Origin of the sequence: Aquimarina sp. U1-2 (assembly GCF_017897595.1) — a bacterium.
Lineage (GTDB): Bacteria > Bacteroidota > Bacteroidia > Flavobacteriales > Flavobacteriaceae > Aquimarina.
Genome location: NZ_JAGKIK010000002.1, coordinates 118,488 through 133,384, shown reverse-complemented (window position 1 = coordinate 133,384; position 14,897 = coordinate 118,488). Strand labels below are relative to the sequence as shown.

Genomic DNA, 14,897 nt, shown 5'->3' with positions numbered 1-14,897 from the left:
CCAGTTATTATGGACTTTGGAACCTGGAATTTGAGATTTTTAAATTTAAAAAGTTATGTTTAAAAAAATTCTTATTGCAAATAGAGGTGAGATTGCCATGCGTGTAATTAGAACCTGCAAAGAGATGGGTATCAAAACCGTTGCAGTATATTCTACCGTAGATGCCGAAAGTCTCCATGTTCGTTTTGCTGATGAAGCGGTTTGTATCGGTCCTGCACCTAGTAGTGAGTCCTATTTAAAAATGGCAAATATTATAGCTGCGGCAGAGATTACTAATGCAGATGCTATACACCCAGGATATGGTTTTCTTTCTGAAAATGCCAAGTTTTCAAAGATTTGTGAAGAACACGAGATCAAGTTTATTGGTGCAAGTGCCGAAATGATCGAAAAAATGGGTGATAAAGCGACTGCCAAATCCACGATGATCGAAGCTGGAGTGCCTTGTGTACCCGGAAGTGAAGGCGTAATTCCTGATTTTGAAACATGTAAAAAAGTAGCCAAAGAAACAGGATATCCTGTAATGCTTAAAGCGAGTGCCGGTGGTGGGGGTAAAGGAATGCGTGCGGTTTGGAAAGAAGAAGACCTGCAAGCAGCCTGGGAGTCTGCCCGACAAGAAAGTAAAGCTGCCTTTGGTAATGATGATATGTACATGGAAAAGCTTATTGAAGAGCCCAGGCATATCGAAATACAAGTTGTAGGTGATAGTAATGGTAGAGCATGTCATTTATCAGAAAGAGATTGCTCGGTACAAAGAAGACACCAAAAACTTACCGAAGAGACACCTTCGCCATTTATGACCGACGAACTTCGTGAAAAAATGGGAAATGCTGCGATCAAAGCTGCAGAATATATAAAATATGAAGGCGCAGGTACCGTAGAGTTTTTAGTGGATAAGCACCGTAATTTCTACTTTATGGAAATGAATACTCGAATCCAGGTAGAACATCCTATTACAGAACAAGTTGTCGATTATGATTTAATCAGAGAACAAATCCTTGTAGCAGCAGGAGTACCTATTTCTGGCAAAAATTATTACCCGCAATTACATTCTATCGAATGTAGAATCAATGCCGAGGATCCTTATAAAGATTTTAGACCTTCTCCGGGAAAGATTACGAATTTACACCTCCCAGGGGGTCATGGCGTTCGCATCGATACCCATGTGTATAGTGGATACAGCATTCCGCCAAATTATGATTCTATGATCGCAAAGTTGATCACAACTGCACAAACTCGTGAAGAGGCAATCAATAAAATGAAAAGAGCTCTTGATGAATTCGTAGTAGAAGGTATTAAAACTACCGTCCCTTTTCATAGACAATTAATGGATCATCCAGATTACGTGTCTGGAAACTATACCACTAAGTTTATGGAGGATTTCGAAATGGAAGAACCCGAATATGACTAAATAGTTCACGAAAAGCCTCCTTCCCGAGGCTTTTTTTTATGATCCTTAATGAACCATAGTGAAATAAGCCATAAACATGAGGATGATACCCACCGATATGATTATATGGCGATTCCATCTGACAATTGAAAAACAAAAAATATAAACAGATGAATCTGAGTTATTGGGAATATAAAACCTGGTTATCTAATATTGATTTTACCATTATTGGTAGCGGAATCGTAGGACTTTCTTGTGCGCTTCGATTACGTACTAGATTTCCTAAAGCAAAAATATTGATTCTTGAACGCGGCATGCTTCCTAATGGAGCAAGTACCAAAAATGCAGGTTTTGCTTGTTTTGGAAGCTTATCTGAAATTATTGATGACTTAAGCTCTCATAGTGAAGAAGAGGTGCTACAACTCATTCAAAAAAGATATCAGGGACTTCAGTTATTACGTAAAAATCTTGGAGACAAAGCCATAGACTATCAACCCAACAAAGGTTTTGAACTTTTTACCAACAAAGATCAAGCGCTATATGAAGAATGTCTTTCAAAGAGAGAACAAATCAATGCACTACTAAGACCTATTTTTGGAAAAGATGTGTTTTCATTCCAAAAAAATAGTTTTCATTTCAAAAAAATTCATCCTCAATATAGTGTAAATCAGTTTGAAGGTCAAATCGATACCGGCAAGATGATGTATAGCTTACTGCGCAAGGCACAGGCAGCCAAAATCCGTATTTTGCATCATTGTTTTGTTACAGGAATTGAAGATCTTAACACTTCTGTAGAAATAAATACCGATCATTTTACGTTTTTATCTCGTAGCGCAGTCATAGCTACAAACGGTTTTGCTGCTCAATTAGGTATCAGCCATGTAAAGCCGGCACGGGCACAGGTTTTAATTACGAAACCTATTCCTGATTTGCATATTAAAGGTACCTTTCATTTAGATAAAGGGTATTATTATTTTAGAAATATAGACCATAGAATTTTATTAGGAGGAGGTCGAAATCTTGATTTTAAAACTGAAGAAACCACCAAATTAGGTCAGACTCCATTAGTACAACAAAAGTTGGAAGCGTTACTAAATGAAACTATTTTACCTAACATAGACTTTGAAATAGAACATCGTTGGAGTGGTATTATGGGAGTAGGTCCACAAAAAAAATCGATTGTAAAACAACTATCGAATACTATATATTGTGGTGTGCGCCTTGGCGGAATGGGTGTTGCCATAGGAAGTAGTATTGGCACAGAATTAGCAGATCTTTTATAGATTTCTTTGCTAAAAAATATGAAACGGATTCTTAGTTTTTTAATAAAAGTTGGTATAACATGTATCGTACTTAGCCCTGTTTGGGTACTAAGCTACAGGTGGATCAATGTACCTGCAACGCCTCTTATGGCCATTCGAAAACTTCAATCTAATAAGCATACGATACAACATGAGTGGGTGCCATTGCATAACATCTCAATGCACCTACAGCTTGCTGTCATCTGTAGTGAAGATCAACGATTTACAGAGCATCATGGATTTGATAAAGAAGCTATAGAAAAAGCTATAGACGAGTACAAAGCAGGAAAACGACTGCGAGGAGCCAGTACGATAACGCAACAAACAGCCAAAAATGTATTTTTATGGCCACAACGTAGCTGGATTCGAAAAGGACTAGAAACCTATTTCACGTTTTTAATTGAGAAAATGTGGAGTAAAGAACGTATTCTCGAAGTGTATCTTAATAGTATCGAAATGGGAAACGGAATATATGGAGCGCAAGCGGCTGCAAAATTTTGGTATAACAAGCCTGCCAACCATCTCAACATAGAAGAAGCTGCAGCAATAGCCGCTATTCTACCCAACCCCAGAAAATATCTAGCCCATCCAGCTTCAGAATTTACTCAAAAAAGAAAGGAGTGGATTTTTATACAAATGCGTAATTATGGTACTTTAGTGTTCGACGAAAAACAAAAAAATGAATACCCTGGATATTAAACAACTACTACTAAACCAATGTCAAACTTATGTCTATCAGCGTACACAGCGCGTTCAAAAAACTATTTCTAATACCAGTTCTACTTTGAAATTGCTCTAATAAAAAGCAGGCAATTTTTGTTTAGACAAAAAAGAAAACTCAATCATAGCCGTAGCTATGGTTGCTTTTTATTTTAAAGTATAAACGGAAAAAGGCAATTTTTAATGAGTAATTTTAAAGTGGAAGTGGTATAACATCCAGGATTCATTACATACTGAAACCAAAAGTACTGTAGGTGATAAGCACGAAACCGGGCGAGCGATGCTACAATTAGAGCGAGAGAAAGCTGGGAAACAATTAGCCGAAGTACAAAAATTACGGGAAATTTTGCATAAAATTGCTATTTCTACCTCATCTGATCGTGTTTGTTTAGGGAGTTTGGTCATCACCTCGAATGGAAATTATTTTGTAAGCATTTCTATGGGAAAAATAAAAGTAAATAATGAAATATATGTTGCTGTAGCAGCTAATTCTCCTTTGGGTAAATTATTAATAGGTAGATCGAACAATGAAGCTTTTAATTTTTTAGAACAGCAAATAACGATTCTTAAAGTATTGTAGATAATTTTAAGAAATTATTTTATATTTGTACTCATTTGTTAAAAAATTTAACAAATGAGTACAAATATTTAAATTAGTCCCAATGAAAAAAGTAAACCTATTTTTACCAAGTATCCTACTTGCAATTACATTTTTAGTTTCTTGTAGTAGTGATGACAGTCCTTCGAACCCCAATAATGGCGGTGATCCGGTAGGAGAAGAACTAAATCCTGAAGACCGCGAAATTGCTGCAACAGAACTACAAAACAAAATTACTATTGAAAGCGGTACGTTTGTAGCTGGAAAAACACCTCCCGCGCCTACCGGAACCCTAGATTTCAAAATAGAAAAAGCAGAGCAACAAGCCTTAATGACCAATGGCTTTAATATTGAATTTAAGTCTGCAAGTACAGATTCGCTTAGAGCCTATATCGTACTGAAGGATGCCAATGGAAATACTGTAGACGGATATTATGATGCAGCAGCTTTAAGTGAAGATGCTAGTGCCAAATCAAGCATCTCATCAAAAAAAAGGAGTAAAAATTCGGTGATACTCGAAGATAACAGATTTTTTAATGTAGACTTCGACGAGTCTTTACAACCAGGTAAATTTTGTTATGAAATTTGTATTTACGATCAACAAGGTAACATAAGCCAGATCGAAGAGGTATGTGTACAGATCGAAGCATGGGGAGGTAATAAGGATATCGTAGGAGAATGGATATTCGATAGAGAAGAACCCACAGATAGTAACAATAGAAACACAAGGTCTATTACTTGTGAAAACGGGCAACAGTTAAATGATATTCCTTACTACAAAGAAGAAAGAGACATATGGACTTTTGTATTAACAGAAGATGGTATTTATTACGAGACCTATAACCAAAAAGGGCAAGATTTGGATATAACAGCTTCTGAATTGAATTGCGCTGCTATTTATGGCGAGAGTTACGAAGACAAAGATAAATATTCGGGCAATTGGGTATATAATGAAGATGAAAAGACATTTACTTGTTTAGATTTTAAATATGAAGATCTCTTAGATCCTTCAAATAATGAGCAGTATCCACAGGGATCGATCTACTTCGATAGAGTTAAAATAGAAGTGGTAAACAACGAATTACGAATTACCGAAATCGATGGTACCGATGAAAACGGAAATCTGGAAACATATACTTACATTTTCAAGAAAAAATAATAAGATTCTTCACGAAGAAAGTAAACTACCTCGGTAGTATTAATCCTTTTACGGTGCCAATAAAATTACGGTCTCTATTTTGGCGTGGAGACCGTATTTTTTTATACCGTTTTTATTAATGTGCCAAAGAAAGGATTTTAGTAAATTGCGATATTATAAATCATTTTAAACATGCGCAGTTTTCTTACGCTAGTTCTAACAGCAACACTCCTTTTTTCTTGTAAACCTTATCAAAATACCAAAATCAGAAAGAATCAGATTACCTACGAAGATTTTAGGGCTGATCAAAGATTATACCCTACCGATGATGGGTTAATCAAATATATTGATAAGGGTGAAGGTCCGGTAATCTTATTATTGCATGGCGTGCCCACGTCGGGATGGTTATATCGCAAAATGATAAATCCGTTGGTTGCTAATGGATATCGCGTTATTGTACCCGATATGCTAGGCTTTGGCTCTAGTGATTCTCCTGAGGGATTTGAAATATACAATGCAGAAAATCATGCGAAAAGACTCATAGAATTGATGCAATCTCTAGGTATTGAAACCTGGTCTCATGGTATGCATGATGCAGGAGGTCTTTGGACGTGGGAGCTGATGAGACAGGCCCCAAATAGTATAAAAAACTTAATCGTTTTCAATACCATAATTTATGAAGACGGGTTTTATCCCCCCGTAAGAATGAAACCAGGAGGAATGGCAAAAACAGCAATGTGGGCGTATCGAAATGGAATTACCACAAATACATTATTAAAGAATCTATTTAATCAGGGCCTACAAGAAAATACACTAAACCCGGTAGATGTAGCAGGGTATAAAACACCGTTACTAGAAGGAAAAACACAAGCGATGTATTACTTTTTTAGCCAAACCTGCAATGAATTACCAGACTATTCTGATGTGTTTGAAAATATTACTGTTCCTGTTACTGTTTTATGGGGAATTCATGACACTATGCTGCAGTGGCCCCCACAGCAAACAAGAGCTGCTAGCGCCCTTGGCGTTCAACCAGAGGATATTCATTTTATTGATGAAAAACATTTCATTCAGGAAACAAAAGCTGAAGAATTAGTATACAAGATCATTGATTTTCTTAATTGAGACTCGCATTCTTAATCCAATTTTTCAATTCTATCCTAAAAATAGTACCATTGATGAGTTCATGAATTTGAATTAATTCTGTTTTGTTTACAGCAAGATCAATTTTTTCTGAAGGGGTGCGCAATAAGAGAGATCGACAATGCTGAGCATCTATACAATCATCACAACATTGTGTTTCTTGCGTAGTCCTACATAATTCTGAAAAATCTTTTAACTCGTTGAGTGTAAGTAAAAAACCGATATCTCGAAAAACCAATTGCACTCGAGGTACTGAAGCATACATTTCTTTTTTCCAGAAGAAGGAAATACCCATTTGATTACTGTAAATTTTATCTATAGGATTCATGATAACTCTTAATTTAATCCAAAAATAAGAATTATTTATAATCAATCTAAATAAAAATAAGTTAAAATGAAATGAGACAGATTTCTTAACTGACTTTATCTTATTGATTGTTCGTTATTAGACCTAAAATTTATCTGAGAAGTCACCCTGAATTCATTTCAGGATCTCATTAAGTTTATTTCTAGTAAATTGAGATGAGAAGCTGAAACGAGTTCAGCTTGACGCAATCCGTTTAGGTTAAATTATGGATATTCGTATATCTGTTTTTATAAAAGTGAAGATGATAATTTCTATATATTAAATCATTGTTGTTCGATAAAAAAGTTGATACGCTCTGAAAACCTCTATTACCATTAAGAAATTATGAGTTTATAGAAAAGACACCTTAATTTTCTAAAATTTAGACAACTTATTTTGAAACTGAATCGCCTTTACTTCAAAAACCATAATAGACAAGTATTTACAAATAAGTCTTTGTTCTATTTTCTAGCAGCGCAGCGGTCTAGTTTCTTTAACCGGATAAGACTGATCTTAAATAATATCCTTTAGTTTTAATTGTAATGATATGGATCTATTCCATTCGTTTTCATCAATCGTATACACTGCTTTAAAAATTTGGTTTTCACATATCAGATTATATTTGCCTCCCAAATTAAAACCAATAGCTTCTATGGCTACCCCATTTTTATGGATTTTACATTTTAGATGTTTGTCTTCTGCCCCTACGCATTTACTATATCCTGTGTCCTGAAGACCTTCTGTCATAAAAACAGGGGCCATATTACCAGGTCCAAAAGGTGCAAATTGTTTCAAAATACGATAAAATCGTGGTGTTATTTCGTTTAGATCAATAGCGGCATCTATTGCGATTTCGGGAACAAGTAACGTTTTATCAATTGTTGTCGATACTATGTCTTCAAATTTTTGTTTAAAAGTAGCGTATTCTTCTTCTAATAACGTTAAGCCTGCGGCATATTTATGTCCACCAAACTGTTCGATATGCTCAGCGCAAGCTTCCAGGGCATTGTATACATCAAATCCTTTTACTGATCGGGCAGAAGCCGCGAGTTTCTCCCCACTTCTTGTAAATACAAGCGTAGGTCGATAATACGTTTCAGTTAGTCTTGAGGCGACGATACCAATAACTCCTTTATGCCAATTTTCTTCAAATACTACAGTCGTACATCTATTTTCTTCTTTATTTTTAGCTATTTGTGTTAATGCTTCCTCGGTAATGGTTCTATCTGCATTTTTTCGATCACTATTATACGTTTCTATTTCGGCAGCATATTGCATAGCTTTGTCTGGATCTTCTTCGGTGAGTAGTGTTACTGCGTGCAACCCGTGTTTCATTCTTCCGGCGGCATTAATTCTGGGTGCAATAAGAAAAACAACATCTGTGATAGTTAATTGCTTTTTTTGTACTTGTGCAAGCATCGCTTTAAAGCCTATCCTTGGGTTTTCATTGATTACTACTAATCCGTAGTATGCTAAGACTCGATTTTCTCCGGTAATAGGTACTATGTCTGCTCCTATTGCTGTGGCTACCAAATCCAGATAATGCATCAAATCATCTACAGACAGACCTTTTTGAGAGGCCAAAGCCTGAACTAGTTTAAATCCTACTCCGCACCCACATAACTCTTTATAAGGATAAGAACAATCCTCTCGTTTTGGATCTAACACGGCAATTGCGTTAGGAATCGTTTTACCCGGGCGATGATGATCACAAATGATAAAATCAATACCTTTAGTTTTGGCGTACTCTATTTTTTCAACGGCTTTAATACCACAATCTAGAGCAATAATTAGCGAAATATCATTATCGTGTGCATAATCTATCCCTTGGTACGATACTCCGTATCCTTCGTCATAGCGATCCGGGATATACGTTGCCACTTGAGAAGATATCGTTTTGAGATATGATGACATCAATGCCACAGATGTAGTACCATCTACATCGTAATCGCCATATACCATTATATTTTCGTTTTTTTTGAGAGCCTCTTCAATTCTCGATACGGCCCTATCCATATCTTTCATCAAAAAAGGATCGTGCAGATCTTCTAATGAAGGTCTGAAGAATTTTTTGGCCTGGTCAAATGTTTCAATTCCTCTTTGTACCAAAAGAGATGCAATAACAGTACTTACATTCAATGCCTTAGCCAGACTAGCAACAGTTGCTGTGTTTGTTTTGGGTTTTAGTGTCCACCGCATTCGTTTTGTGTATTCCAATTTTTAAAAAAACCAAAGTACAAAAAACATCTTGACCTCTATGGATTTGACATTAGTTTTGTATTTTGCTTTAGTAAACCCGGATTATACATTATGAACGGGTTAAAAACAATCATCAACGTAAAAATCTTATCCTTATGCCTTTAGTCACACCGCTTTCTGCCGATCATGATCTGGAAACCAAAGAACTGGCAAAATTTTTTAATGAAACCCTGGGTTTTTGCCCTAATTCGGTACTTACTATGCAAAGAAGGCCAGCTATCTCTAAGGCGTTTATTAATTTGAACAAAGCCGTAATGGCAAACGAAGGCCGCGTCACCTCGGCATTAAAACGTATGATTGCCTGGGTAAGTAGTAACGCAACGGGATGCAGATATTGCCAGGCTCATGCTATTCGAGCAGCCGAAAGATATGGTGCCGAAAAAGAGCAACTGGATAATATATGGGAATATAAAACGCATGCTGCCTTTACTGATGCCGAGCGTGCAGCGCTCGATTTTTCACTAGCAGCATCTGTAGTTCCTAATGCGGTTGATGAAACTATCAAAAATGAATTGTATAAACATTGGGATGAAGGTGAAATTGTAGAAATGTTAGGTGTGATTTCTTTGTTTGGTTACTTAAATCGATGGAACGACTCTATGGGCACCACTGTAGAACAAGGTGCTATTGAATCTGGTGAAAAATATTTGGGAAAACATGGATGGGAAACAGGAAAACACAAGTAAAACCGATAACCATTTTCTATTTTTTGAGATAGTATCGATAACTGCGATAAAGTAATACGATGCTTATCAAGAGGATTAACAATGCCCACATCCAATATTCGCCTATTAAATGTACGGCGATCATTTGTGTATCTGAATATTGAATTCTATTATCTCTTTCGAATTGTTTCGTAAATAAATAGGTGGTTTGCAAATACGTACTCAATACGCATTGCGTACCCAGAAAGAGTAACGCAAAAACTTCTAGTTTTCGAACTCTTAGAATAGCGATAAAAAATAAAACTGCCGCAAAAATACTTAAAATCACTAGAGCTAATAGTTCGTATATCCAAAGACATAAAGACGCTACCATAATCATTAATAAGAGCCAAAGTGCAATTTTAGAAGCTATTTGGTGTCTTGCTGCTGCAATAAGAATAGCACCAGAAACAGCCGGGCCCAATAAACCTCCTGCAGAAGTAATTGCCCTTGCCATATTATATTCTAAATAACTAAAGGAAACATTGGTATAGGCTACACCACCACCATTATCATAAATTTCTAAATAATAGAATTTTCCCCCGAGAAGTAACGCGGTGAGTCCATGACCCATTTCATGAAACCATGTCCCCAATAACAATAAGGGATACTGTATGATGGCAAAATAAGGTAATTGCCATATTAAAAACACTAGCAAACTAATGCTCACTATTGCCAATAGGGGTTTCTTTTTCAAAATCTAAGGGTTGTACTTACTTTGAATAACAACGCTAGTGCTTTTTTATTATTACTTTCTCAGGGAAATATACATTTTGACGCATAACTAAATCGTAGTAAAAAACATGAATATTCAAAATTTTTAACGGGTTACCCATTTAGTTCGCATCATAATTTTATGACGATAAACTACCTCGGGGCAAGCCCACGAAGCATTCATTGTAAATAATTTTTCAATTTTGAGGCAAGCCTCGGGGTATTATACCCTTTGGCGGTGCCAATAAAAACATCTATCCCTTTTCCTACGCTCCATCTCGCCTATCGTCGTTACGGCGCCAACGTCTTCAAAAGGAAGGGAGGTAAAAGTCTCCTCTTAAGGGGCGATTTGGAGGGGTGTAAACCATCACTGATCTTAAATATCCTGAAAAGTAGATCTGAGACTTAGATGGATAACCCTAAATTTTCATATCTATCTAACTTAATTTTAAAATTTCGTTCACTTTTTCTTGAAGAACAGGTACAACATCCTGTTCAAACCAGGTATTCTTAGTTCGCCATATACGATTTCTGGGTGAGGGATGCGGTAATGGTAAAAAACGAGGTAAATATTCCTGATAGGCCTTTACTGTTTCAGTCAATGTTTTTTTTGCATGCTTTTTTAAATAATAGTTCTGGGCATATCGGCCCACAAGTAGCATGAGTTCAAGTTCAGGCATTTTTTCGAATAGCTCATGATGCCATAGTGGAGCACATTCTGGTCGTGGCGGTAAATCACCACTTTTTCCTTTACCGGGATAGCAAAATCCAATAGGGGTTATAGCAAAGTTTTCAGGATTATAAAAAATAGCATCAGAGACTCCCAGCCATTTTTTTAACTCCTTTCCCCCGGGATCATCCCAGGGCACCCCAGAAAGATGTGCTATTCTTCCCGGTGCCTGGCTTACCAGAGCGATCTTCGTTTTAGAATGGGCGCTAACAATAGGTCTTGGCCCCAAAGGTAAATGTTGTTTGCATACTCTACATGATTTGATATCCAAAAGCAGTTGTTGCATTATTTCCTTTTACCTTCAACAATCACTACAATCTCTCCTTTTAAAGATCCTGTTTTAAAATGTTCCATAACTTCTGCAATGGTACCTCGAACGGTTTCTTCGTGAAGCTTTGTCAATTCTCGGGATATGGAAATATGACGGTCTTCTCCAAAATAGGTGGCAAAGACACCCAACGTTTTAATGAGTTTATGAGGCGATTCATAAAAAATCATGGTTCGGGTTTCGTTTGCCAACTCTTTCAATCGTGTTTGCCGTCCTTTTTTTACGGGTAAAAATCCTTCAAAAACAAATCTATTATTAGGCAAACCGCTATTTACTAATGCTGGTACAAAAGCAGTAGCTCCTGGTAAACAGGCTACCTCGATATTATTATTTACACATGCCCGAGTAAGTAAAAAACCAGGATCGCTGATAGCCGGTGTTCCCGCATCACTAATTAGGGCTATGGTCTCCCCACTCTGCAATTTTTGAATAATACGATCAACTGTTTTATGTTCGTTATGCATGTGATGGCTTTGCATAGGCGTATTGATTTCAAAGTGATTCAGTAATTTACCACTGGTTCGTGTATCTTCAGCCAAAATTAGATCTACTTCTTTAAGTATTCGAATGGCTCTTAAAGTAATATCTTCAAGATTACCGATAGGAGTAGGTACAAGATATAGTTTTGACATATGTTAAAATAAAAAGAAGCTTTTTAAAAAGTTTACATACTATTATTCTGATATTCTGAATTCATTTCAGAATAATAACCACTCAATTTTCAGAAAGTTTCAAAGATAGCTTTTGAGTTTTAGTTGAACATCATTAAAATCTTACTTTTTATGGTTGTTTATGAAATTGCCCGGGCAGCGCATCAGAAATTCTGTTCATAAACTACCCCGAGGGTATTGTACCCTTTGGCAGTGCCAATTTAAGCGTACCGCTACGATGGTCTAATGTTCAAATTTAGTAAGGATTACATCAAAAAATCGTTCTTCATGTTCTTCTTTGTTACTCCAATTATAATCAGGCTTCACCACAGTACTGATAAAATCCCTGGCTTCTTTCTTGGTTCTCATGGTTTCTAATTGAGAAAGCACCCTATTATAATCCAAAGTATTGCCGTTAAAAAGATATTTTATAAAAGCCAACCTGTCATTTAAACCGATTTGAATATCCTTTCGCAATTGGTCGTTAATAGATTTTGGTTTATCCTTGTCATCTATTGAAGCAGCACTTTCATAATCTGGCGCCGAAAACGAGGTGTTCTTTTTCGATGACACCTGTGCGGGTACAAAAAGATCTTCACTCACACGTGCATTTATTTCTTCAATAACCAATTCTGGTTTATCAGGTATACCCGCCTTTTGTTGTGTTTTTTCTGTTGTTTCATGATCTGGTGTTATGGGCTTCTCTACTTTTTGCTCCTTCTGTACTGCTCTAGTTGGCTTAGGCTCCATAATCGCTTTGATTTTCTGTTGAACTTCTTTCAGTTCATCCGACGTTTCCTGTTCAAGAGCCGATGTAATTTGTCCGATTGTAGGTTGTGGCCCTGCAAAATGAGCTTCAGCAAAGGTTAGTATCGTAAGCTTTTCGTAGAGTTGCCTACTCTCTTCCTGAAGTTGTGACAGCGTTGTGGTGTCTTTCAATTGTAAAATTCGATGAGCAATACTTATTAATTCCGCTTCCAATTTCTTCTTCATAACTTTCTTATTTGTTTGCAATACTGCTTCGTGATTTTTAATACATTTACCTCATCTCGTGAAAGGAAAGAGGGATTTGTTTAAATTGATTCTGAAAAATACAAAATGTTTCTCGAAAATACGGTAAATCATAAGGAGCAATTTGGGTGGATTGAAGTCATCTGTGGTTCGATGTTTTCAGGAAAAACCGAAGAATTGATCCGCCGACTAAAACGAGCACAGTTTGCAAAGCAAAAAGTTGAAATATTTAAGCCTGCAATTGATATTCGTTATGATCATGAGATGGTAGTTTCGCACGATGCTAATGAAATTAGATCAACTCCCGTACCTGCTGCAGCTAATATTAGAATATTAGCAGATACGTGTGATGTGATCGGCATAGACGAAGCGCAGTTTTTTGATGATGAAATTGTTACTGTTTGTAATGACCTGGCCAACAAAGGAGTTCGCGTAATTGTAGCCGGATTAGATATGGATTTTAAAGGAAATCCTTTTGGACCCATGCCCGCATTGATGGCAACGGCAGAGTATGTGACCAAGGTACATGCTGTTTGTACAAGAACCGGTAATCTTGCACAATTTAGTTACCGAAAATCTAGAAAAGATGACCTTGTTTTATTAGGGGAAACCGAAGAATATGAACCTTTAAGCAGAGCTGCGTATTACAAAGCTATGCTCAAAGAAAAGGTACACAAAATGAAGGTGAACGATCCCAAAGAAATATCTAAAAAATCTGATGAGTAATATTCAAGAAACCACATTAGAGATTAATTTGGCTCATCTCTCCCATAATTTCAGATATATAAAGAGTAAAATTGCCAATGGCGTAAAGATGTTGGCTGTTGTTAAAGCCTCGGGCTATGGTAGTGATGCTATAGTTATTGCAAAGCATCTAGAAAAAATAGGAGCAGATTATCTAGCTGTTGCTTATACTGCCGAAGGAATAGCACTACGAGAAGCCCAGGTTCAAATTCCTATTCTGGTATTACACCCGCAGCCTGTAAATTTCTCTAAACTTATCGAACATCGCCTAGAACCCAATGTATATAGTTTTAGAACTTTACAACATTTTATAAAAGCGGCTACGGCTCTTCATCAAACAGACTACCCTGTTCATATAAAATTTAATACAGGATTAAACCGAATAGGTTTTAGTAACAATGATATCCCTCTTATTTTAAGTGAAATCGATCAGAGCCAAGCCCTAAAAATTGTGGCTTTACTTTCTCATTTGGCAGCTAGCGAAGATCATGATGAAAAAGACTTTACTACAACGCAAATAAAGACATTTCAAGAAATCGCAGATAAAATGAATGTCGGACTGGGATATCGCCCTATGTTGCATCTATCTAATACTTCTGGTATTTTAAATTATCAAAAAGCGCATTTTGATATGGTTCGTTCTGGTATTGGACTCTACGGTTATGGTAATGAAGCAAAATACGATCAGGCACTTAAACCTGTTGCCTCATTAAAATCTGTCATTTCCCAAATTCACATACTAGCACCGGGAGATTCTTTAGGGTATAATCGAGCTTTTAAAGCGACTGATACTACGAAGACAGCCACGATACCAATTGGTCACGCCGACGGAATAAGCAGGAATTTTGGTAAAGCCAATGGATTTGTTACCATAGGTCAACAACGTGCCTACATATTAGGAAATGTTTGTATGGATATGATAATGGTAGATGTTACTCAAATAGACTGCCAAGAAGGTGATGAAGTTGTTATTTTTGATGCTACTACAAATGCAGCTCAGGTAGCAGAATTTTCTGGCACCATCTCTTACGAATTACTAACCGCAGTTTCCTCTAGGGTAAAACGTGTTGTTATAGCAGATAAGCTATAGACTTCAAAAGCAACTGTAGCATATCTATACACTA

The 14,897-nt window shown here is 36.6% G+C and carries 15 protein-coding genes; 9 read left to right on the top strand and 6 right to left on the bottom strand.

Annotation, left to right across the window (positions count from 1 at the left end; genetic code table 11):
• Nucleotides 1-55: 55 nt before the first annotated feature.
• From accC to J8281_RS03335, 6 genes are all read left to right on the top strand, one after another.
• Nucleotides 56-1,408: an acetyl-CoA carboxylase biotin carboxylase subunit gene (gene accC / locus J8281_RS03360; protein WP_210196181.1), complete on the top strand. Its 1,353-nt coding sequence runs from the start codon at nt 56-58 to the stop codon at nt 1,406-1,408.
• A gap of 149 nt (nt 1,409-1,557) precedes the next feature.
• Nucleotides 1,558-2,670, top strand: a complete 1,113-nt coding sequence (locus J8281_RS03355; protein ID WP_210196180.1) for an FAD-binding oxidoreductase — start codon at nt 1,558-1,560, stop codon at nt 2,668-2,670.
• An 18-nt stretch (nt 2,671-2,688) separates the two neighbouring features.
• A complete protein-coding gene (gene mtgA, locus J8281_RS03350) occupies nt 2,689-3,387 on the top strand; it encodes a monofunctional biosynthetic peptidoglycan transglycosylase (protein WP_210196179.1) in 699 nt (232 codons plus the stop codon).
• 301 nt (nt 3,388-3,688) lie between these two features.
• A complete protein-coding gene (locus tag J8281_RS03345) occupies nt 3,689-3,988 on the top strand; it encodes a 3-oxoacyl-ACP synthase (RefSeq protein WP_246848956.1) in 300 nt (99 codons plus the stop codon).
• An 82-nt stretch (nt 3,989-4,070) separates the two neighbouring features.
• Complete coding sequence (locus J8281_RS03340; protein ID WP_210196178.1) at nt 4,071-5,165, top strand: hypothetical protein; 1,095 nt, start codon at nt 4,071-4,073, stop codon at nt 5,163-5,165.
• A gap of 171 nt (nt 5,166-5,336) precedes the next feature.
• Nucleotides 5,337-6,269, top strand: coding sequence for an alpha/beta fold hydrolase (locus tag J8281_RS03335; protein ID WP_246848955.1), 933 nt, complete (start codon nt 5,337-5,339; stop codon nt 6,267-6,269).
• Here the strand turns inward: J8281_RS03335 and J8281_RS03330 are convergent.
• Both J8281_RS03330 and recJ read right to left on the bottom strand, forming a co-directional pair.
• Nucleotides 6,262-6,615: a hypothetical protein gene (locus J8281_RS03330; RefSeq protein WP_210196177.1), complete on the bottom strand. Its 354-nt coding sequence runs from the start codon at nt 6,613-6,615 to the stop codon at nt 6,262-6,264. The genes J8281_RS03335 and J8281_RS03330 overlap by 8 nt on opposite strands.
• 531 nt (nt 6,616-7,146) lie before the next feature.
• Nucleotides 7,147-8,832, bottom strand: a complete 1,686-nt coding sequence (gene recJ / locus J8281_RS03325) for a single-stranded-DNA-specific exonuclease RecJ (RefSeq protein WP_210196491.1) — start codon at nt 8,830-8,832, stop codon at nt 7,147-7,149.
• Nucleotides 8,833-8,987: 155 nt separating this feature from the next.
• Between recJ and J8281_RS03320 the strand changes: the two genes are divergently transcribed.
• Nucleotides 8,988-9,578, top strand: coding sequence for a carboxymuconolactone decarboxylase family protein (locus tag J8281_RS03320; RefSeq protein WP_210196176.1), 591 nt, complete (start codon nt 8,988-8,990; stop codon nt 9,576-9,578).
• A 16-nt stretch (nt 9,579-9,594) separates the two neighbouring features.
• Here the strand turns inward: J8281_RS03320 and J8281_RS03315 are convergent, their stop codons facing one another.
• The 4 genes from J8281_RS03315 to J8281_RS03300 form a co-directional block, all read right to left on the bottom strand.
• On the bottom strand, nt 9,595-10,293 hold the full coding sequence (locus J8281_RS03315; RefSeq protein ID WP_246848954.1) for a M50 family metallopeptidase: 699 nt from the start codon (nt 10,291-10,293) through the stop codon (nt 9,595-9,597).
• A gap of 454 nt (nt 10,294-10,747) precedes the next feature.
• Nucleotides 10,748-11,326, bottom strand: a complete 579-nt coding sequence (locus tag J8281_RS03310; RefSeq protein ID WP_210196175.1) for a uracil-DNA glycosylase family protein — start codon at nt 11,324-11,326, stop codon at nt 10,748-10,750.
• A complete protein-coding gene (rsmI, locus tag J8281_RS03305; RefSeq protein WP_210196174.1) occupies nt 11,326-12,000 on the bottom strand; it encodes a 16S rRNA (cytidine(1402)-2'-O)-methyltransferase in 675 nt (224 codons plus the stop codon). Before rsmI ends, J8281_RS03310 begins: the two co-directional genes overlap by 1 nt.
• Before the next feature lie 261 nt (nt 12,001-12,261).
• Nucleotides 12,262-13,011, bottom strand: a complete 750-nt coding sequence (locus J8281_RS03300; RefSeq protein WP_210196173.1) for a hypothetical protein — start codon at nt 13,009-13,011, stop codon at nt 12,262-12,264.
• 105 nt (nt 13,012-13,116) lie between these two features.
• Here J8281_RS03300 and J8281_RS03295 point away from each other — a divergent pair, with 105 nt between their 5' ends.
• Both J8281_RS03295 and alr read left to right on the top strand, forming a co-directional pair.
• Complete coding sequence (locus J8281_RS03295) at nt 13,117-13,755, top strand: thymidine kinase (protein WP_210196172.1); 639 nt, start codon at nt 13,117-13,119, stop codon at nt 13,753-13,755.
• Entirely contained in the window at nt 13,748-14,863 is a 1,116-nt protein-coding gene (alr, locus tag J8281_RS03290; RefSeq protein ID WP_210196171.1) for an alanine racemase, read from the top strand. The genes J8281_RS03295 and alr overlap by 8 nt, the downstream gene beginning before the upstream one ends.
• Nucleotides 14,864-14,897: the final 34 nt, after the last annotated feature.

What these genes read in the sequence shown, in the direction of transcription:
- J8281_RS03320 (WP_210196176.1), top strand. Translation starts at nt 8,988, where the DNA reads ATGCCTTTAGTCACACCGCTTTCTGCCGATCATGATCTGGAAACCAAA.
- alr (WP_210196171.1), top strand. Translation starts at nt 13,748, where the DNA reads ATGAGTAATATTCAAGAAACCACATTAGAGATTAATTTGGCTCATCTC.
- rsmI (WP_210196174.1), bottom strand. Translation starts at nt 12,000, where the DNA reads ATGTCAAAACTATATCTTGTACCTACTCCTATCGGTAATCTTGAAGAT.
- accC (WP_210196181.1), top strand. Translation starts at nt 56, where the DNA reads ATGTTTAAAAAAATTCTTATTGCAAATAGAGGTGAGATTGCCATGCGT.
- J8281_RS03355 (WP_210196180.1), top strand. Translation starts at nt 1,558, where the DNA reads ATGAATCTGAGTTATTGGGAATATAAAACCTGGTTATCTAATATTGAT.
- J8281_RS03340 (WP_210196178.1), top strand. Translation starts at nt 4,071, where the DNA reads ATGAAAAAAGTAAACCTATTTTTACCAAGTATCCTACTTGCAATTACA.
- J8281_RS03345 (WP_246848956.1), top strand. Translation starts at nt 3,689, where the DNA reads ATGCTACAATTAGAGCGAGAGAAAGCTGGGAAACAATTAGCCGAAGTA.
- J8281_RS03295 (WP_210196172.1), top strand. Translation starts at nt 13,117, where the DNA reads ATGTTTCTCGAAAATACGGTAAATCATAAGGAGCAATTTGGGTGGATT.
- recJ (WP_210196491.1), bottom strand. Translation starts at nt 8,832, where the DNA reads ATGCGGTGGACACTAAAACCCAAAACAAACACAGCAACTGTTGCTAGT.
- J8281_RS03335 (WP_246848955.1), top strand. Translation starts at nt 5,337, where the DNA reads ATGCGCAGTTTTCTTACGCTAGTTCTAACAGCAACACTCCTTTTTTCT.
- J8281_RS03330 (WP_210196177.1), bottom strand. Translation starts at nt 6,615, where the DNA reads ATGAATCCTATAGATAAAATTTACAGTAATCAAATGGGTATTTCCTTC.
- mtgA (WP_210196179.1), top strand. Translation starts at nt 2,689, where the DNA reads ATGAAACGGATTCTTAGTTTTTTAATAAAAGTTGGTATAACATGTATC.
- J8281_RS03310 (WP_210196175.1), bottom strand. Translation starts at nt 11,326, where the DNA reads ATGCAACAACTGCTTTTGGATATCAAATCATGTAGAGTATGCAAACAA.
- J8281_RS03300 (WP_210196173.1), bottom strand. Translation starts at nt 13,011, where the DNA reads ATGAAGAAGAAATTGGAAGCGGAATTAATAAGTATTGCTCATCGAATT.